This window comes from Amycolatopsis sp. CA-126428 (assembly GCF_002904335.1).
GTDB lineage: Bacteria > Actinomycetota > Actinomycetes > Mycobacteriales > Pseudonocardiaceae > Amycolatopsis.
The window spans coordinates 17,020-33,676 of sequence record NZ_PPHF01000038.1 but is presented as its reverse complement, the minus strand read 5'-3'; the positions used below and the strand labels follow the sequence as shown (position 1 = coordinate 33,676).

The following is a 16,657-nucleotide window of genomic DNA, read 5'->3' as shown; positions in this document are numbered from 1 at the left end:
GGCACCGGGCGTCACGGGATTGACTGGGAATCCGGGCAGAGAACGAGGGGATCGGTTGTGACCGAGCACAAGTGCGGCGGGGACCTCACCCTCGGCGGGCAGCGCGTGCACGAGCGGCTCACCCGGGAGGAGCCCGAGCTGATCGCCCGGGTGCTCGCGCGGATCCAGGCGGAGGTGGCCGACTACCGGCGGCTGCCGGTGGAGGAACTGGCCGGCGACATCGCGGGCATCACCCGGCAGGCGGTGCGGGCGTTCGCGCGGAGCCTGCGCGAGGACCGCGAGCTGAACGCGGCCGAGCTGCGGCAGGTCGGCGCGTCCGCGGTCCGGCGGGCGGAGGAAGGCTTCCCGCTGGAGGCGGTGCTGACCGCGTACCACGTCGGCGCGCGGGAGATCTTCGCCGTCGGCTCCGCTTCGTCGGGCACTGCGGACGTCGCCGACCTCCTCGAAGTCGCGGACCGGGTGCTGGCGTTCGTCGGCACGGTCACCGGCGCGGTGACGCGGGGGTACCTGGAGGAGCTGCGGACGAAGGTCGGGCAGGAGCACACCGCGCGCCGGTCGCTGCTGTCGGTGCTCGTCGACGGCGGCCCGGTCGACGTCGTCGCCCGCAGCGCCGGGATCACGCTGCCCGCGCGGTACGTCGTGCTGAGCGTCGAACTCGGGCCGCACGCCGACGAGGCGTCGCCGGGGGTGGACGCCGAGATCGCCGTCCGCCGCAAGCTCCGCCGGTTCCTGGCGGCGTTCGAGCAGGCGTGCGGTGACGGGGTGCTGGCGTCGCTGGACGGTCCCGGCGGGCTCGTCCTGCTCCCGCTGTCCGACCGGCTTTCGGACGGGCACGCGGTCCTGGACGCGGCCGGGCGCGCGGCGGGGGTGACCGTGCTCGCGGCGGCGGAGACGGCGGCGCCCGCGGAGGTCCGGGAGGTGGCGGCGCAGACCGGCGAGGTGCTGGACGTGCTGCGCTGGTTCGGCCGCGCGCCGGGCCTGTACCGCCTCGACGACGTCCTGGTGGAGTACCAGCTGACCCGCCCGGGAGCGGCCCGCGACCGCCTCGCGGCGGCGCTCGACCCCCTGGAAGCGCACCCGGAGCTGGTCGAGACCCTCGACGCCTACCTGGCCCTGGACACGAACCGCCGCCGCACGGCGGCCCAGCTCCACGTCCACCCCAACACGGTCGACTACCGCCTCCGCCGCGTCCGCGACCTCACGGGCATCGACCCCCTCCACCCGGCCGGCCTGCCCCGCATCATCGCGGCCTCAGCCGCCCGCCGCGCCGCCCACCCCCGTCCCTGACGCGTCGTCCCCCCAATCACGCGTGTCGACTCGCCAATCACGCGTGTCGTCCCTCCGATCACGGAAGCCGGAGGGTCCGGCTGGCGAACTCGCGCACCCGGACGGACGACTCGCGTGCCGGAAGGGTCGACACGCGTGATTCAGAGGTCGACACGCGTGCTTGGGAGGTCGACACGGCGCGGGCGAAGGTGCCGGTGACCAGGGCGGCGGCCAGGACCAGGGCGGCGAGGGTGGAAGCGTGGTCGAAGGTGAGTTCGCCGAAGCGGCCGAGGACGAAGCCCGTGTGGAGGGCCCAGGCGACCGCCGCCACGCCCGTCGCCGCCACGGGAGAGCTCCGGTAGGCGGCTGACAGGACGACCGCGCCCAGGGTGACCAGCGCGTACCAGGGATGGCCCGTCGCTCCGGCCAGGTCCGCCACGATCACCGCGGCGACCGCGGCCACGCAGCCGAACGGGAACCCGAAGTCCTCTGTCATCCGCCCAGTCCAGTCCCGGGGACGACGGCGAGCGTGGCCCAGGACACTTTCCCTACACCCGGCCCCGCGATCTTTACGCGCTATTTACCCGTCACGCGGCCGATCGCGTCGGCGACCTCGGGCCAGACCGCGCGCGGCAGGTTGTGCCCCATGCCCGGGATCACGACCAGCTCCGCGCCCGGGATCGCCTCCGCCGTCGCCTTGCCGCCGCTCACGTTGATCAGCGGGTCGGCCTCGCCGTGGACGACCAGCGCCGGGAGCCGCACGTCTCGAAGGAGAGCCGTGCGGTCGCCGGAGGCCATGACCGCCGCCGCGTGGCGCAGCGTGCCCACCGGGTGGCGGGCGCGGTCGTAGTGCAACGCCGCCTTGGCCAGCAGGAACGCTTCGTCGTCCGGGTAGCCGGGGGAGCCGAGCCGCCGGTAGCCCTCGACGCTGTCGGCGATGGCCTGCTCGCGGGTGGTGGCCGGCGGCCGCCCCAGCAGCGCGAGCGCCCACGGCTCGGCCTGCCCGACCGCCCGGGCGCCGGTGGTCGACATGATCGACGTGACCGAAAGCAGCCGGTCCGGGTGGTCGATGGCCAGCTGCTGCACGATCATCCCGCCCATCGACGCCCCGACCACGTGCGCCCGGTCGATGCCGAGCGCGTCGAACAGCCCGACGGCGTCGTCGGCCATGTCCGACAGCGTGTACGGCGCACTCGACAGGTCGCCGGCGGCCAGCGCGGCCAGGTCCGGCGGGGGCAGGTGGTCGAGCCAGGTGGAAAGCCCGACGTCCCGGTTGTCGTACCGCACGACGAAGAACCCGCGGCCGGCGAGCAATTCGCAGAAGCCGTCCTCCCAGGTGATCATCTGGGCGCCCAGGCCCATCACCAGGACCAGCGGCGGAGCCGCCGGATCGCCGAAAGTGTCGTACTCGAGCTCGAGACCGTTGGCCTGTGCGCGTGCCATACCCCGATCCTGCCGTACCCGCGCGGAGCTGGCACCGGCCCGGGCGATGCGGTTACCGTTACGCCCCATGCCTACCTCATCCTCGGGTACGGGACAGCGTCCACGGTCACGGGCCGCGGCGGGACTGCCGGCGCTGACGGCCGACCGCATCGTCGGCGCCGCCACCGCCCTCACCGCCCAGCGCGGCCTCGACAACTGGACGCTGCGGGAGCTCGCCCGCTCGGTCGAGGCCTATCCGGCGGTGATCTACCACCACGTCGGCGATCGGGACGCGGTGGTGAACGCCGTCGTCGACCAGGTCGTCGGGCTGCTGGAGCTGCCGGCCGGGCAGCTGCCGTGGCAGGAGTGGTTCACCGAGCTGCTGGCCGGCCTGCGCGCGGTGCTGCGGACCTACCCGGGCTGTGCGCGGCGGCTGGCGCTGTTCGGCCCGTCCGTCAAGGCGGCCACGCGCACCATCGACGCGGGCGTCGGCGTGCTGCTGACCGCCGGGTTCGGCCGCGAAAGCGTGCTCGCCTACAACCTGCTGCTGATGACCGCGTGCCAGTTCGTCGCGATGGAGGACGACCGCGACGGCGCACTCGCGCTGCGGATCGACAACACCGAGGAGTACGCGACCTACCGCGAGCGGGCCGACCTGCCCGGGATGGCCGAGCTGGGCGCGGCGATGCACGACCTGATGGGCGACCCGGACCTCGCTTCGGGCTATTACGCGCAGCTCTACGACTACGCGGTCCGGCGGTGCCTCGACGGCCTCGCGCACCGCTTGGACGAACTACGCAATCCGGACATCTCGGGTTGACAGTGACTTGACAGTGCCCCGGCGTACCGTGGGCGTGCGTCGGTGGTTCGCCCACTGACCCGGAGCCCCTGGCGCCCTCCTCCCCCTCGTGGCGCCGGGGGCTTCGGTCTACCCGGGATCGCCCTGCCGCGGCGCCGGGGGCTCGCTGCGCGGCGGCTCCGCCTGGATGGCCGGGAAGATTTCGCCGACCAGGGTCACGAGCGACTTCGAGAGCAGCAGGTGCACCTGGGCCCGCGTCAGCGAGCGGCGCACGAGCCACTCCCGGCCCGCCGCCTTCACCATCCCGCCGAACGCGCGCACCAGCGCGTTGAGCTCCGGCCCGTGGTCGCTCTGCCGGGACAGCCCGACGGCCTCCAGCACGCGGTCGGCGGATTCGCGGTCGGCTTCTTCGAGGATGCGCTCCACCTCGAGGTCGCGGCCGATGCCCTCGGGCGCGATCGCGGCCAGCCACATCCGCTCCTGGCTGGTGACCATGTCGAGGAACCACTCGATGGCGACGTCGGCGCGCAGTTCGAGCGGCCCGTCGGGGAGGATCTCGACGGCCAGCCGCGGCACGGTCAGCGCACGGCGGATGATCTCCAGGTACAGCTCGCGTTTCGTGCCGAAGTAGTGGTTGATCAGCCCCCGCGCCACCCCCGCCGCGGCGGCTATGTCCGAAGTGGACACTGCGGAATAGGGACGCTCACCGAACAGCCGCGCCGCACAAGCGTAGATCTGTTCCTTCCGTTCGTCCGGTTCCAGTCTTCGCCATCTCGGCGCCGGCTCGGTGTTCATCCGCCCATCGTCGCACGGGCCGTTGCGCCGGGCAGGGTAGTGAGCACGATGTCGGATGTACCGCCGGCCCAATACACGATCGGGGCACGGTCAGTCCGGCAGCGTGATCGGCGCGATGTCCGCGAAGCCGTCGCCGGGGCCCGGATTCGCCGGATCGGTCGCCCCGCCGAAGTGGTGCAGCACGCCCCACACCGCGTTCAGCGCCGTCTGCACCGCGCCCTCGGCCCAGCCCGCCGTCCACGAGATGTCGTCGCCCGCCAGGAACAGGCCCCGGTACCGCGCCGGCAGCTCGTCCTGCACGAAGTGCGTGAACAGCCGCTGCTGGTAGCGGTAGTGGCCGGGCAGGTTCGCCTTGAACGCGCCCATGAAGTGCGGTTCGGCCTCCCAGGACACGGTCACCGGGTCGCCGATGATGTGCCGGCGGACGTCGACGCCGGGGTAGATCTCGCGCAGCGACTGCAGCATCACCTCGACGCGCTCGCTCACCGAAAGCGGCAGCCACTTCAGCGAGTCGTCGGCCCACGTGTAGGACAGGCAGATCACCGCGGGCGCGTCCGGGTCGTCGCCGAGCAGGTACGTGCCGCGCGGCATCCGGTCGGTGAGCGTCATGCTCATCGCGTCGCGGCCGGTGCCCGCGTCGCGGTCCAGCCAGAACGGCCGGTCGACCGGCACGAACACCTTCGACGACGCCATGTAGTGCGTGCGCTCGATCGCCGTCCAGTGGTCGATCGGGAACAGCGCCTCGTCGCACTCGATGTTCGACAGCAGCATCCAGCTCTGCGCGGTGAACACCGCGGCCGGGAACGTCCGGATGTGCCCTTCGGTGTCCGTCACGGTGATGTTGCCGGGCGCCGTCCGGTGCAGCCGGGCGACGCCGGGTTGCGGCCGGCCGCCGTGCAGCGTGCTCAGGCTGGTGCCGGCCGGCCAGAAAGCGATGTCCTCCGGGGCGTGCTCCCACAACCGCAGCGGGAGCTGCCTGCTGCCGCCGGCGATGCTGCGGTGCTCGTCGTCGGCTCCGGTGTAGACGACGCGCAGGATCTCCAGGATGGAGTTCGGGAAATCGGTGTCCCAGCCGCCGGTGCCGAAGCCGACCTGGCCGAAGGTCTCGCGGTGGCGGAAGGAGGCGAACGCGGGGGAGTCGCAGAGGAACCCGTAGAATGTCTGGTTGTCCAGCCGCGGGACGAGCTCGTTCCACAGCCGCTTGATCGTCTTCGCGTCGCGGTCGCGGATCGCCGTCTGCATCTCGGCGAAGGACGCGTGCTCGGCCAGGGTCCGGTCCCACGCCGCGGCGACCTCGCGGAAGACGGCGGGCAGCTCCTCGGGCGTGCGCGCGTAGTGGCTCTGCCCCTTCAGGTCCACGACGGTGCTCGGCGTCCCCGGCGCCAGCGGGTTCGGGAACGGCGTGGTCTCGAGCCCGACCTTGTCGATGTAGTGGAACAGCGCGGTCGACGCGGGTGGGAAGCGCATCGCGCCCATTTCGGCGACGACGTCGTCCGGGCAGCCGGGGAACCGCACGGTCCGCAGCCGGCCGCCGAGCTCGGCGACTTCGTACACCACCGGCCGCAGGCCCAGCTTCATCAGCTCGTACGCGGTGACGACGCCGGAGAGGCCGCCGCCGATCACCGCGACCTCGGTGCCGTGGCGCCCGGCGGGCAGCGAGCCGAGGCCGGCGGGGTGGGCGAGGTAGTCGTCGTAGGCGAACGGGAAGTCCGGCCCGAACATCGTGATCGGGCGGCCCGCCGGTTCGTCGTGGTGGATCGCGGTCGGGACGGCGGAGGTCATGCGGTGGTTCCCCGGTACAGTTCGGGCCGTCGGTCGGCCAGGTGGGTGTTTTCGAGGCGGGACGCGGCCAGGGCGTCCCGCGTGACGTCGGCGGCGATCACGCCGGGCCCGGCGCCGGCGCGGGCGAGCACCTCGCCGGTCGGGGCGACGACGCAGGACCGCCCGCAGTAGGTCAGCTCCCGCTCGGTGTCGCAGCGGTTCGCGTAGGCGACGAACAGCTGGCTCTCGTAGGCGCGCGCGGGCACGAGCGTGTCCACAACGATTTCGTAGGGGCTCATCAGCGCGGTCGGCACGACCAGCAGCTCGGTGCCGGCGAGCGCGTGCGCGCGGACCAGTTCCGGGAACTCGACGTCGTAGCAGATGAGCAGCCCGACCCGGACGCCGCCGAGGTCGGCCTGGACCACGGCCTCGTCGCCGGGGGTGAACCAGGCTTTGTCGAGGTCGCCGAACAGGTGCGTCTTGCGGTAGTTGGCCAGCCGCCGCCCGGTCGCGTCGACGAGCTGGACGCTGTTGTAGACGTGCTCGCCGTCGGTTTCCGGGTAGCCGTACGCCAGCGCGGTGCCCGTCTGCCGCGCCAGCGCGGACAGCCGGGCGGCCGTGGGCCCGTCGGCGGGTTCGGCGAGCTCGTGCGTGCGCGCGCCGATGTGGTAGCCCGTCGTGATCATCTCCGCGGTGACGACGAGGTCGGCGTCGATCCGCGGCAGGTCGCCGAGCGGGCCCTGGTGGATGGCGACCCTCATGCCAGCCTCGACTTCCGGATCCCGTAGCCGAAGTAGATCAGCAGGCCCAGGACCATCCAGGCGCCGAAGACCAGCCAGGTGGCGCCGTCGAGGCTGAGCATCATGTACGCGCAGCAGAGCACGCCCAGGATCGGCGTCACCGGTGAGAGCGGCACGCGGAACGAGCGCGGCCGGTCGGGCTGGCGCTTGCGGAGCAGCAGGACGGCCACGTTGACCAGCCCGAACGCGAACAGCGTCCCGATGCTGGTGGCGTCGGCCAGCTTGCCGAGCGGGATGAAGGCGGCCAGGACCGCGACGAAGGCCGAGACGACCAGGGTGTTGATCCGCGGCGAGCCGGTCTTGGCGTCCACTTTGGACAAGGCGGGCGGGACGAGGCCGTCGCGGGACATCGCGAACAGGATGCGCGTCTGTCCGTAGAGGACGGTCAGCACGACGCTGGAGATCGCCACGATCGCGCCGACGGCCAGCAGCCCGGCCCAGAACGGGTTGTCCGAGACGACGTCGAGCACGTGCGAGAGCGCGGCCTCCTGGCCGTCGAACTGCTGCCACGGCAGGGCGCCGACCGCGGCCACGGCGACCAGGCAGTACAGCACGGTGACGATGCCGAGGGAGAGCAGGATCGCGCGCGGCAGGTCGCGTTGCGGGTTCTTCGCCTCCTCGCCGGCGGTCGAGGCCGCGTCGAAGCCGATGTAGGAGAAGAACAGCTTGGCGCCGCCGGCGCTCAGCCCGGCCAGCCCGAGCGGCAGGAACGGCGTGAAGTTCTTCGCCTGCACCGCGCTGAAGGCGATCGCGCAGAAGAGCACCAGCGTGCCGATCTTGACCACGACCATGACGGTGTTGGCCCGCGCGCTCTCCTTGGCGCCGGACAGGAGCAGGAGCATCGCGAGGACGACGACGAGGATGGCGGGCACGTTGACGACACCGCCCGAGCCCGGCGGCTGGCTGAGCGCGTCCGGGATGGCGAAGCCGAAGGCCAGCCGCAGCAGTTCGTTGAGGTACTGGCCCCAGCCGACGGCGACGGAGGCGACCGAGACGCCATATTCGAGCACCAGGCACCACCCGCAGACCCAGGCGACGAGCTCGCCGAGCGTGGCGTAGGTGTAGGAGTACGACGAGCCGGACAGCGGGATCATCCCGGCCAGCTCGGCGTAGGACAGCGCCGAGAACATCGCCGTGACGCCGGCGAGCACGAAGGAGAGCACCACCGCCGGGCCGGCCACCGGGACGGCTTCGCCGAGGACCACGAAGATGCCGCTGCCCAGCGTCGCCCCGATGCTGAGCGTGGTGAGCTGCCCGAGGCCGAGCGACCGCTTCAACGTGCCATGATCACCTTCGGCGACCAGGTCGGCGACCGGTTTCCGCCGCACCGTCGCGGCTCGCAAAGTCATGCCGACGACGGTAACGGTCGTTTCCGGAGCGGAAAACACGAGAACATTGCTCGTACAGATGAATCACAGGTGATTCATTGCACAGCGGCGTCGGATCATGGCGATTCGTTCCGCAGGCAAAATTTGGCCGGGCCTGGGTGTCGGATCCCGCGTGAGCCGTTCGTGGAGGGGGTGAGCGGTCGCCACGAGGGCGCCGCCACGACTCCCAGGGGATGAAGATGTCCGAGCCCGTCGCGCGCCGCATGTACGACCTGGTCGAGCCGATCGGCCTGGTGCCCTACTTCGCCGACGAGTCCGACGAGGCCCTGCTGGCGCTGGGCCTGCGCAACGTGTGGGACGCCTACTTCGCCGGGCGGGCCGCGCCGCTCGGGCGTGGGGTGCCGGCCGAGGTGGTCCACGCGATCTTCTACAACTTCGCTCCCGGCGAGGTGGCCCGGCACCTCCCGCGCGTCTGGGACCTGACCACGCCCGAGGCGGCGCTGTCCGCCCGCGAGCGGGGCTGCGTCGCGGGGATGCGGCGGATCCTCGGCGCCCTCGCCGACGACCCGGGCGTCGCCCGCGCCGGCGAGCTCCTGCTGAAGGCGGCGACCAGCGCACCGGTCGAGGGCCGCCCCCTCTACGCCGCCTTGCGCGCGCTCCCGGTACCGCAGGAGCCGGTGGCCCGGCTCTGGCACGCGGCGACCCTGCTGCGCGAGCACCGCGGCGACGGCCACACCGTCGCGCTGGTGGCCGAGGGCATCGGCGGGACGGAGGCCCACGTGCTCCACGCCCTGTCCGCCGACACGCCCGCGAAGGACTTCGGCCGGGTCTGGCACCTCCCCGCCGCGCAGCTGGACGCGGTCATCGACGGCATGCGCGCCCGCGGCCTCGTCGGCACCGACGGCTGGCTCACCGAGGCCGGCCGGGCCACGAAGGCCCGCGTCGAGGCCCTGACCGACCGGCTCGCCGAAGCCCCCTACAACGCCCTGACCCCCGCGGAACTCGCCCAGCTCGTGGCCGACCTCGAACCGATCTCGGCCACCTTCCGCAAGACCTTCCCGATGTGACCACCGTGATTCCCGAGCCATCACCCGTGATTGCAGAGTCGACACCCGTGATTGAAGGGTCGACACGGCTCGCTGTCGTGTCGACCTCCCAATCACGCGTGTCGACCTTCCAGACACGCGTGTTGACCTTTCGGTCACGGGTGGGCGGCAGGGAGGAGGAGGGTGAACGTGGGCGGGTCGGGACGGCTGAGCCGGAGGCGGCCGCCTTCGGCTTCGGCGAGGCCGCGGGCCAGGCGCAGGCCGATGCCGTGGCCGGTGGGCGCCGTCGCGAACGGGTCCGTCTCGCCTAGGTCCGGGCCTTCGTCGGTGACGTCGATGGCGAGCGCGTCACCGGCGTCGCGGGCCAGGACGGTGACCGTGCCGCGCCCGTGGGTCACCGCGTTGTCCAGCAGCACGCCCATGACCTGCCGGACCGCCGCGGCCGCCACGCGCGCCGGGGGCGGGTCGTCCCGGCGGATCCGCAGCGCCCGCCCCTGCGGCCCGAGCAGGGCCTCGCCGGCCTGCCGGACCTCGACGAGGAGCGCGTCGAGATCCAGCTCGGCCCGCTGGCCCCGGCGTTCCCGGCCCAGCGCCAGGAGGTCCTCGATGGTGCGTTCCAGCCGGTCGGCGGACGCGATGCCGGCGCGGATGGCCGCGTACGGGTCCGCCGCCGGTGTCTCCAGCGCCGCTTCCAGCTGCAGGCGCAGCCCGGTCAGCGGCGTGCGCAGCTGGTGTGACGCCGCGGCGGAGAACGCCCGCTCGCGTTCCAGGGTCTCGCCGATCCGCGTCGCCGTGGCGTCCAGCGTCTCGCCGACCTGGTCGATCTCGGGGATGCCCGCGCGTGGGGACCGGGCCGTGAAGTCGCCGTCGCCGAGGCGGCCGGCCGCCTCAGCGAGTTCCTCCAGCGGCCGGACGAGCCGCGTCGTGAACCGCCGGGCCAGCAGCCAGCTGACCCCGATCGCGGCGACCGCGAGCGCGGCCATGCCGAGCCAGGTCAGCACGACCCGCAGCCGCAGGTCCGACATCGGCAGCGCGGCGCGGACCACACCGGTCACTCGCGAGCCGCTCAGCACCGGGACCGCCAGCGCGACCTCGTCGCCTTCCTGCTCGATGACGACGTCCACCGTGGCGCTCGCGGCCCGCCGCGCGACCGGGCCGGCGACGGCGGGTCCGTGCCCGGCGAGGAGGCGTCCGTCGGGGCCGTAGATCGCGACGTCGGCTCCGTCCTCGTCGCCGGTCGACGGCAGGTCGGGCGCCAGGCCGGTGTTCAGCTCGTGTGACACCGTGAGCGCGACGGTGTCGGCGGCGCGCTCCAACTCGGACTTGGTGTCGTCGCGGTAGTACTGCATCGCCGCGATGCCCAGCGGCAGCGCGAAGAGCGCGGTCGCGACCAAGGCGGCCAGCACCGTGAGCGCAATGATCCGGCGGCGCACAGCTACCCTTCGGCGGCGGTGCGCGCCGGGTCTTCCAGCCGGTAGCCGTGCCCGCGCAGGGTGGCGATCCGCGGCACCTGGTCGTCGGGCCCGGCGGCCGCCGAGAGCTTGCGGCGCACCGCCGCGATGTGCACGTCCAGCGTCTTCGTCGAGCCGTACCAGTGCGCGTCCCAGACCTCGGACATCAGCGTCTCCCGGCTGACCGCGACGCCGGGCTGCTCGGCGAGCCGGGCCAGCAGGTCGAACTCCTTGGCCCGCAGCACCACTTCACGCCCGCCCAGGATGGCGCGGCGGCCGGCGATGTCGACGGTCAGCCCGCCGATGGTCACCGGGGGCCGCGCCCCGGGCGGTGCGCCGCGCCGCAGGTGCGCCCGCACCCGGGCGAGCAGCTCGCCCAGCCGGATCGGTTTGGTGAGGTAGTCGTCGGCCCCGGCGTCGAGCCCGACGACGACGTCCATTTCCTCCTGCCTCGCGGTGAGGATGACCAGCACCGCGGCGGGCAGCGCGGCCCGCAGGCGGCGGCAGACCTCGACGCCGTCCAGGTCGGGCAGCCCGAGATCGAGCAGCACGAGGTCGAAATCGCCGGGTTCGGCGGCTTGCAGGGCGGTCCGCCCGTCGCGGCGCCAGCACACCTGGTGACCGTGCAGTCGCAGGGTCGATTCGAGCACGCTGCCGATCGCCGCGTCGTCTTCCACCACCAGCAGGTTCGGCATGCCGGAAGCCTAACCAACCGCACCCGGGATTCCGGACGGCTGTGGCCTATTCCGCCCGCGTCGCGAGGCCGATCTGCGATATCCGCACCGAAGCGGCGGCGAGGGCCTCGGTGAACGCGGCGACTTCGCCGGGCCCGAACCGGCTGCTGGGCCCGGTGATCGCGAGGGCCGCCAGCAGCCGCCCGTCGCCGTCGTGCACCGGCGCGGCGACGCTGGACGCGCCCGGCTCCGGCTCCCCGTGACTGACCGCGGCGCCCTCGGCACCGTCGAGAACTCGCCCGGCGGCCCCGAAGCCGAGCGGCAGCTCATCCCCGACGCGGCCGACGTGCCGGATGGCCAGCGGCCCCTCCTGCTGGGCCACGCAGACGAGCACGGCGGTGCTGCGCACGTAGAGGTTCACCGTTTCCCGGCATTCCCGGGCCAGTTCTCGCAGCACCTGGCGGACCGGCTCGGGCAGCTGCCACGCGGTGTTCGCCAGCTGCGCCCACCGCAGCATCCCGGGCCCGACGGTGATCCGCCCGTCCGGCCGGGTCCAGAGCAGGCCGCGCTGTTCGCAGGTGGCGACCAGCCGCAGCACGGTCGTCTTCGCCAGGCCGCTGGCCGTCGTGAGGTCCTTGACCGCCCAGGTCCGGCGGTGTTCGGTGAAGAGAGCGAGCAGGTCGAAGGCGCGGAGCACGCTCCGGACCGATCCGTCTTCGTCTGCCTTCATGAGCGACCCCCGTCCGCCTGGTGGACCCAGGGTACCGCCAGGCGGACCGGTTCAGGCCACGTGTCGCTCGAACGCCGCAATGGTCGCGGCGAGCACGTCCTCGCCCGGCTGCGCCCACAGATCAGCGTTGAACACCTCGACCTCGATCGGCCCGGTGTAGCCCGCGGCCTCCACCGCCGCGCGCAGGTGGCGGTGGTCGATCGGGCCGTCGCCGGGCAGGGCGCGGCCCAGCAACGGGTCCGGGAGCGGCACGAGGATGTCGCACACGTGGAACCCGGCGATCCGGCCGGCGGCCGCGGCGATCGACTCCTCGATCCGCGGGTCCCACCAGACGTGGAACTCGTCCACGATCACCCCGACCTGATCGACGGGGTGCTCGAGCGCGATCGCCAGCGCCTGGTCCACAGTGGACAGCACCGATCGCTCCGCGCACTGCATCGGGTGCAGCGGCTCCAGCCCGAGCCGGACCCCGCGCTCCCCGGCGTACGGCGCCAGCGAGCCCACCGCGTCGGCGACCCGCTGCCGGGACGCGGCGAGGTCGTTGCCCGCGATCCCGCCCACGACCAGCACGAGCACGTCGGCGCCGAGCGCGGCGGCTTCGTCGATCGCCTCCCGGGTCTGGGCCACACCGTCCACAGGGGACCCCTCCGGCGTCACGCCGGTGAAGAACCCGCCGCGGCACAACGACGAAACCCGCACCCCGTGCTCCTTGAGCAGCCGCGCGGCTTCGTCGACCCCGGTCTCGGCGACCTTGTCGCGCCACAGCCCGATCCAGCCGACGCCCGCCTCGGCGCAGCCGGCCACCGCCTCGGGCAGCGACCACGACTTCGTGGTGATCTGGTTGAGGCTCAGCCGGGGGTCCATCACGCCACCCCCGCGACCCGCAGCAGTGGCCGCATCCGGGCCTCGGCCAGGTCGGGGTCGGCCAGCACGCCGGCCTCGTCGGCGAGTCGCAGCAGCGTCGCCAGATGGGTGATCGTGCGCGCGGATTCCTGGCCGGCGATCATCCGGAAGTGGTCCTGGTGGCCGTTGAGGTGGGCCAGGAACACCACGCCCGTCTTGTAGTGCCGGGTCGGCGCGCGGAAGATCTCCCTGGCCAGCGGCACGGTGGGGTCGAGCAGGGCGCGGAACCCGGCCTGGTCGCCGTCGTCCAGGCGACGCAGCCCCGCCGCGGCCACCGGGGCGATCGGGTCGAAGATGCCGAGCAGGGCTTCGCTGTGGCCTTCCGCGTCGCCGGCGATCAGCTCGGGGTAGTTGAAGTCGTCGCCGGTGTAGCAGGCGACGCCGGCCGGGAGGGCCCGGCGGAACTCGATCTCGATCTCGGCGTCGAGCACCGAAACCTTCACCCCGGCGATCGTCGCGGCGTGCTCGGCGCAGAGCGCCGCCAGCTCGCGGGCGGCGGCGCGGACGTCGTCGTGGCCCCAGTAGCCGGCCAGTGCCGGGTCGAACTGCTCGCCCAGCCAGTGCAGCAGGACCGGCCCGCCCGTCTCGGAAAGGAGCTTCCCGTACGCCGCGTGGTAGTCGTCCGGGCTCTGGGCGGCGGCGGCCAGAGCCCGGCTGGCCATCACGACCGGGATCGCGCCCGCGCCGGCGACCAGGTCGAGCTGCTCGCGCCAGGCGTCCACAATGGACGCCACGGTGGCCGGTCCCGGCGGCAGCTGGTCGGTGCCGACCCCGGCGCACCAGCGCCGCCCGGCCGCGACCGCGCCGGTGCGGGACACCAGCTCCCGCGTCGTCGCCCAGTCGAGGCCCATCCCGCGCTGCGCGGTGTCCATCGCCTCCGCGACGCCCAGCCCGCACGACCAGAGGTGCTCGCGGAAGGCCAGCGTCGTGTCCCAGTCCACGGCGTAGGGCTCGTCGGCCAGCGCGTCCGCGACGACGTGCGCGGCGGCGTAGGCGATGCGCGAAGTCGGCGGCGTGTTCGGGGGTGGTGCGGGGGGCCGTGGCCCGGACGGCGACCAGTTCAGCAGCTTGCCGCCGGGGGCCGGGAGCACGAGCATCGAGGACCTCCGGAAGGGTCAGAAAGCGCTTTCTCAGCCCACGGTAGGGCTTGTGCCGCGCCGCGACAAGGCCCGGTGGGCCTCAGCGCTTCGGGCGTCCGGTGCTTTCGCGCAGGACGACTTCGCCGGACAGCCGGACCGTCCGCGGCCGGGTGCCCGCGGAGCCCTTGATCGCCATGTCCATCGCGCGTTCGCCGAGCTCTTCCAGCGGCAGCCGGACCGTGGTCAGCGCCGGGGCCAGGTCGCGGACCACCGGGATGTCGTCGAAGCCGGCCACCGAGATGTCGCCGGGCACGGACACGCCTTCCTCGCGCAACGCCGTCAGCGCCCCGATCGCCATCACGTCGGTGACGGCGAACAGGCAGGTCGGCAGCTTGCGCTTGCGGCCGGCGAGCAGCCGCTTCGTCGCCTCGTAGCCGCCGTCGCGGCTGAACGCGGCCTCGACGACGTCGTCTTCGCGCAGTTCGATGCCGTGCGCGGCGAGCTCGCCGGAGAAACCGGCCAGCCGGTCGATCACGGTGCTCAGCCGCCGCGGCCCGGCCAGCACGGCGAACCGCTTGTGGCCGAGGCCGACCAGTTCCTTCGCCAGCGCCGCGGCGCCGCCCTTGTTGTCCGGCTGCACGGTGTCGATCTTGAGCCCGCGGTGCCGGCTGACCGCCGCGACCTGGCCGCCGCCGCGGCGGTAGGGCTCCAGCTCGGCGGCCATCGCGCGTTCCCACGCCCGGTCCTCGAACGCCGAGCCGATGAGCAGGATCGCCGCGGCCCGCTGCGCGCGCAGCGTCGAGACGTAGGCGACCTCGCGGTCCGGGTCGCGGAACGTGCCGGCGAGCATGACGAGCAGCCCGTTGTCGGTGGCCACCCGCATCACCCCGCCCGCGATGGCCGCGAAGTACGGGTCGCTGACGTCGTGGCAGATCACGCCGACCGTCCGGTGGGTGCCGCCGGCCAAGGCCTGGGCGTGGGCGTTGGGGGCGTAGGCCAGCTCGGCCGCGGCGGCGGACACCCGCTCCCGCAGGTCGGCGCGGACGGACGCGGTGCCGTTGAGCACCCGCGACGCCGTCGCGAGCGAGACGTTCGCGCTGCGTGCCACGTCTTCCAGTGTCACGTGCGGCCGGGCCTTCATGGCTGGCTCCTCCAAGGTCGGTCTCGAGTGTCTCCGCGTGCTCGGTCGGTGCAATCTACTGGGAGGGGGGTGTGTCCCGAGAAGCCGCTGCTCGGGGGACCTCACCCGAACGAGTGAAACTCACGGGAAGATCGCGCGGGCCGCGTGTGTTGGGAACAAGGAGAACCTTCAAGTGGTGAGCCCGCCACTGCCGATCGACGCGAAAGGAACCACGCATGCTGTTCGGTGACGAGCACGTCCGCCGCTACGAGGAGACCGACGGCGAGGTCGGCCACGAGTGGAAGGAAGGCGTCCCGACACTGGTCTTGACCACCACGGGCCGCAAGACCGGGCAGGAGCGCAAGTTCGCCCTCATCTACCAGGAAGTCGACGGCAACCCGGTGATCGTGGCCTCCAAGGGCGGCGCGCCGAACCACCCCGGCTGGTACTTCAACCTCGTCGAGCACCCCGAGGTCGGCGTCCAGGTCAAGGCGGACAAGTTCACGGCCCGCGCGCGCACGGCCGCCGGCGAGGAGCGCGCGAAGCTGTGGGAAAAGCTCGCCGCCGTCTGGCCGGACTACAACGAGTACGCCAAGAAGACGGACCGTGAGATCCCGGTCGTGGTGCTCGAGCGGGTCTGAAAGTTTTTCGCTGTGATCTGCGCCGCGTTCGGCGCGGGCGCGGGCCGATCCGGCCGGTCGTGGGCTACGAATGACACCCATGGACCGCTGGACCGCGCTGGACCTCGAGGGTGAGCTGCTCACCCGGCGCCAGATGATCGCCTACGGCCGGCGCTTCGCCCGCGCCGGCCGTGGCGCCTGGTACAGCTTCGCGATCGAGGTGGTCTGGCAGTTCCTCGTCCAGACCACCCGGTTCCGCGTCCGGGGTTCGCACCACATCCCCAAGTCCGGCGGGGTGCTGGTGGCGTCTAACCATCTGTCGTTCGCCGACCCGACGACGCTCACGGCGTTCTGCCTCGCCTCCGGCCGCGTGCCGCGTTACCTGGCGAAGGCTTCGCTGTGGAAGCTGCCGGTGGTCGGCCGCGTGATGCGCTCCGGACGGCACATCCCGGTCTACCGCGGCGCGGCGACGGCCGCGGAGGCCTACCGCGACCTGGTGGCGTCCGTCCGGGCGGGCGAGTGCGTGGCGATCTTCCCCGAAGGCACCTTCTCGAACGACCCGGACGGCTGGCCGATGCGCGGCAAGACCGGGGTGGTGCGGGCGGCGCTGGAGACCGGGGCGCCGGTGATCCCGGTGGCCAACTGGGGGACCCACCACCTGCTGCCGTCGACGGCGAAGCTGCCGCGCGGGCTGCCGCGCAAGACCGTCGAGCTGGTCGCCGGGCCGCCGGTCGACCTCTCCGACCTCGCCGGCCTTCCGCGCACTCGCGAGGTGCTGGAGGAGGCGACGGCCCGGATCATGGCCGCGGTGACGGCGCTGCTGGAGGGCATCCGCGGCGAGGAACGTCCGGCCGCGGCCTGAC

At 73.0% G+C, this 16,657-nt stretch carries 17 protein-coding genes; 5 read left to right on the top strand and 12 right to left on the bottom strand.

The window, feature by feature from the left end; translation table 11 throughout:
• Window positions 1–57 precede the first annotated feature (57 nt).
• Window positions 58–1,287: a PucR family transcriptional regulator gene (locus C2L58_RS11475; protein ID WP_103337550.1), complete on the top strand. Its 1,230-nt coding sequence runs from the start codon at window positions 58–60 to the stop codon at window positions 1,285–1,287.
• Window positions 1,288–1,345: 58 nt separating this feature from the next.
• On the opposite strand, the gene C2L58_RS11470 is transcribed toward C2L58_RS11475, so the two are convergent.
• Together C2L58_RS11470 and C2L58_RS11465 are read right to left on the bottom strand one after the other, a co-directional pair.
• Window positions 1,346–1,762 carry a hypothetical protein gene (locus C2L58_RS11470; RefSeq protein ID WP_103337549.1) on the bottom strand — a complete coding sequence of 139 codons (417 nt, stop codon included), beginning with the start codon at window positions 1,760–1,762 and terminating at the stop codon, window positions 1,346–1,348.
• A gap of 80 nt (window positions 1,763–1,842) precedes the next feature.
• The gene (locus tag C2L58_RS11465) at window positions 1,843–2,709 is read right to left on the bottom strand and encodes an alpha/beta fold hydrolase (protein WP_103337548.1); all 867 of its coding nucleotides are present in this window, start codon (window positions 2,707–2,709) and stop codon (window positions 1,843–1,845) included.
• Between the two features lie 67 nt (window positions 2,710–2,776).
• On the opposite strand from C2L58_RS11465, the gene C2L58_RS11460 reads away from it, so the two are divergent.
• A complete protein-coding gene (locus C2L58_RS11460; RefSeq protein WP_103337547.1) occupies window positions 2,777–3,508 on the top strand; it encodes a TetR/AcrR family transcriptional regulator in 732 nt (243 codons plus the stop codon).
• 108 nt (window positions 3,509–3,616) lie between these two features.
• Here the strand turns inward: C2L58_RS11460 and C2L58_RS11455 are convergent, their stop codons facing one another.
• The 4 genes from C2L58_RS11455 to C2L58_RS11440 all read right to left on the bottom strand — a co-directional run bounded on the left by C2L58_RS11455 (window position 3,617) and on the right by C2L58_RS11440 (window position 8,192).
• Window positions 3,617–4,282, bottom strand: a complete 666-nt coding sequence (locus C2L58_RS11455; RefSeq protein ID WP_103337546.1) for a TetR/AcrR family transcriptional regulator — start codon at window positions 4,280–4,282, stop codon at window positions 3,617–3,619.
• A gap of 90 nt (window positions 4,283–4,372) precedes the next feature.
• The gene (locus C2L58_RS11450; protein WP_103337545.1) at window positions 4,373–6,064 is read right to left on the bottom strand and encodes a flavin monoamine oxidase family protein; all 1,692 of its coding nucleotides are present in this window, start codon (window positions 6,062–6,064) and stop codon (window positions 4,373–4,375) included.
• Window positions 6,061–6,804, bottom strand: coding sequence for a carbon-nitrogen hydrolase family protein (locus C2L58_RS11445; RefSeq protein ID WP_103337544.1), 744 nt, complete (start codon window positions 6,802–6,804; stop codon window positions 6,061–6,063). The genes C2L58_RS11450 and C2L58_RS11445 overlap by 4 nt, the downstream gene beginning before the upstream one ends.
• On the bottom strand, window positions 6,801–8,192 hold the full coding sequence (locus tag C2L58_RS11440; RefSeq protein ID WP_103337686.1) for an amino acid permease: 1,392 nt from the start codon (window positions 8,190–8,192) through the stop codon (window positions 6,801–6,803). The genes C2L58_RS11445 and C2L58_RS11440 overlap by 4 nt, the downstream gene beginning before the upstream one ends.
• A gap of 212 nt (window positions 8,193–8,404) precedes the next feature.
• On the opposite strand from C2L58_RS11440, the gene C2L58_RS11435 reads away from it, so the two are divergent.
• Window positions 8,405–9,238, top strand: coding sequence for an SCO6745 family protein (locus C2L58_RS11435; RefSeq protein WP_103337543.1), 834 nt, complete (start codon window positions 8,405–8,407; stop codon window positions 9,236–9,238).
• Window positions 9,239–9,372: 134 nt separating this feature from the next.
• Here C2L58_RS11435 and C2L58_RS11430 read toward each other — a convergent pair whose 3' ends face one another.
• The 6 genes from C2L58_RS11430 to C2L58_RS11405 all read right to left on the bottom strand — a co-directional run bounded on the left by C2L58_RS11430 (window position 9,373) and on the right by C2L58_RS11405 (window position 15,195).
• Window positions 9,373–10,650: a sensor histidine kinase gene (locus C2L58_RS11430; RefSeq protein ID WP_103337542.1), complete on the bottom strand. Its 1,278-nt coding sequence runs from the start codon at window positions 10,648–10,650 to the stop codon at window positions 9,373–9,375.
• Between the two features lie 2 nt (window positions 10,651–10,652).
• Entirely contained in the window at window positions 10,653–11,363 is a 711-nt protein-coding gene (locus tag C2L58_RS11425; RefSeq protein WP_103337541.1) for a response regulator transcription factor, read from the bottom strand.
• Between the two features lie 46 nt (window positions 11,364–11,409).
• The gene (locus C2L58_RS11420) at window positions 11,410–12,072 is read right to left on the bottom strand and encodes an IclR family transcriptional regulator (protein WP_013228704.1); all 663 of its coding nucleotides are present in this window, start codon (window positions 12,070–12,072) and stop codon (window positions 11,410–11,412) included.
• Between the two features lie 51 nt (window positions 12,073–12,123).
• Window positions 12,124–12,936 carry a sugar phosphate isomerase/epimerase family protein gene (locus C2L58_RS11415; protein WP_103337540.1) on the bottom strand — a complete coding sequence of 271 codons (813 nt, stop codon included), beginning with the start codon at window positions 12,934–12,936 and terminating at the stop codon, window positions 12,124–12,126.
• Complete coding sequence (locus C2L58_RS11410) at window positions 12,936–14,072, bottom strand: dihydrodipicolinate synthase family protein (protein ID WP_103337539.1); 1,137 nt, start codon at window positions 14,070–14,072, stop codon at window positions 12,936–12,938. Before C2L58_RS11410 ends, C2L58_RS11415 begins: the two co-directional genes overlap by 1 nt.
• An 82-nt stretch (window positions 14,073–14,154) precedes the next feature.
• Window positions 14,155–15,195 carry a LacI family DNA-binding transcriptional regulator gene (locus tag C2L58_RS11405; protein ID WP_103337538.1) on the bottom strand — a complete coding sequence of 347 codons (1,041 nt, stop codon included), beginning with the start codon at window positions 15,193–15,195 and terminating at the stop codon, window positions 14,155–14,157.
• A gap of 215 nt (window positions 15,196–15,410) precedes the next feature.
• On the opposite strand from C2L58_RS11405, the gene C2L58_RS11400 reads away from it, so the two are divergent.
• Window positions 15,411–15,815 carry a nitroreductase family deazaflavin-dependent oxidoreductase gene (locus C2L58_RS11400; RefSeq protein WP_103337537.1) on the top strand — a complete coding sequence of 135 codons (405 nt, stop codon included), beginning with the start codon at window positions 15,411–15,413 and terminating at the stop codon, window positions 15,813–15,815.
• Between the two features lie 79 nt (window positions 15,816–15,894).
• Window positions 15,895–16,656, top strand: coding sequence for a lysophospholipid acyltransferase family protein (locus C2L58_RS11395; RefSeq protein WP_369904177.1), 762 nt, complete (start codon window positions 15,895–15,897; stop codon window positions 16,654–16,656).
• The last annotated feature ends 1 nt before the right edge of the window (window position 16,657 follow it).

What these genes read in the sequence shown, in the direction of transcription:
- C2L58_RS11470 (WP_103337549.1), bottom strand. Translation starts at nt 1,762, where the DNA reads ATGACAGAGGACTTCGGGTTCCCGTTCGGCTGCGTGGCCGCGGTCGCC.
- C2L58_RS11465 (WP_103337548.1), bottom strand. Translation starts at nt 2,709, where the DNA reads ATGGCACGCGCACAGGCCAACGGTCTCGAGCTCGAGTACGACACTTTC.
- C2L58_RS11460 (WP_103337547.1), top strand. Translation starts at nt 2,777, where the DNA reads ATGCCTACCTCATCCTCGGGTACGGGACAGCGTCCACGGTCACGGGCC.
- C2L58_RS11455 (WP_103337546.1), bottom strand. Translation starts at nt 4,282, where the DNA reads ATGAACACCGAGCCGGCGCCGAGATGGCGAAGACTGGAACCGGACGAA.
- C2L58_RS11450 (WP_103337545.1), bottom strand. Translation starts at nt 6,064, where the DNA reads ATGACCTCCGCCGTCCCGACCGCGATCCACCACGACGAACCGGCGGGC.
- C2L58_RS11445 (WP_103337544.1), bottom strand. Translation starts at nt 6,804, where the DNA reads ATGAGGGTCGCCATCCACCAGGGCCCGCTCGGCGACCTGCCGCGGATC.
- C2L58_RS11440 (WP_103337686.1), bottom strand. Translation starts at nt 8,192, where the DNA reads ATGACTTTGCGAGCCGCGACGGTGCGGCGGAAACCGGTCGCCGACCTG.
- C2L58_RS11435 (WP_103337543.1), top strand. Translation starts at nt 8,405, where the DNA reads ATGAAGATGTCCGAGCCCGTCGCGCGCCGCATGTACGACCTGGTCGAG.
- C2L58_RS11425 (WP_103337541.1), bottom strand. Translation starts at nt 11,363, where the DNA reads ATGCCGAACCTGCTGGTGGTGGAAGACGACGCGGCGATCGGCAGCGTG.
- C2L58_RS11420 (WP_013228704.1), bottom strand. Translation starts at nt 12,072, where the DNA reads ATGAAGGCAGACGAAGACGGATCGGTCCGGAGCGTGCTCCGCGCCTTC.
- C2L58_RS11415 (WP_103337540.1), bottom strand. Translation starts at nt 12,936, where the DNA reads ATGGACCCCCGGCTGAGCCTCAACCAGATCACCACGAAGTCGTGGTCG.
- C2L58_RS11410 (WP_103337539.1), bottom strand. Translation starts at nt 14,072, where the DNA reads ATGCTCGTGCTCCCGGCCCCCGGCGGCAAGCTGCTGAACTGGTCGCCG.
- C2L58_RS11405 (WP_103337538.1), bottom strand. Translation starts at nt 15,195, where the DNA reads ATGAAGGCCCGGCCGCACGTGACACTGGAAGACGTGGCACGCAGCGCG.
- C2L58_RS11400 (WP_103337537.1), top strand. Translation starts at nt 15,411, where the DNA reads ATGCTGTTCGGTGACGAGCACGTCCGCCGCTACGAGGAGACCGACGGC.
- C2L58_RS11395 (WP_369904177.1), top strand. Translation starts at nt 15,895, where the DNA reads ATGGACCGCTGGACCGCGCTGGACCTCGAGGGTGAGCTGCTCACCCGG.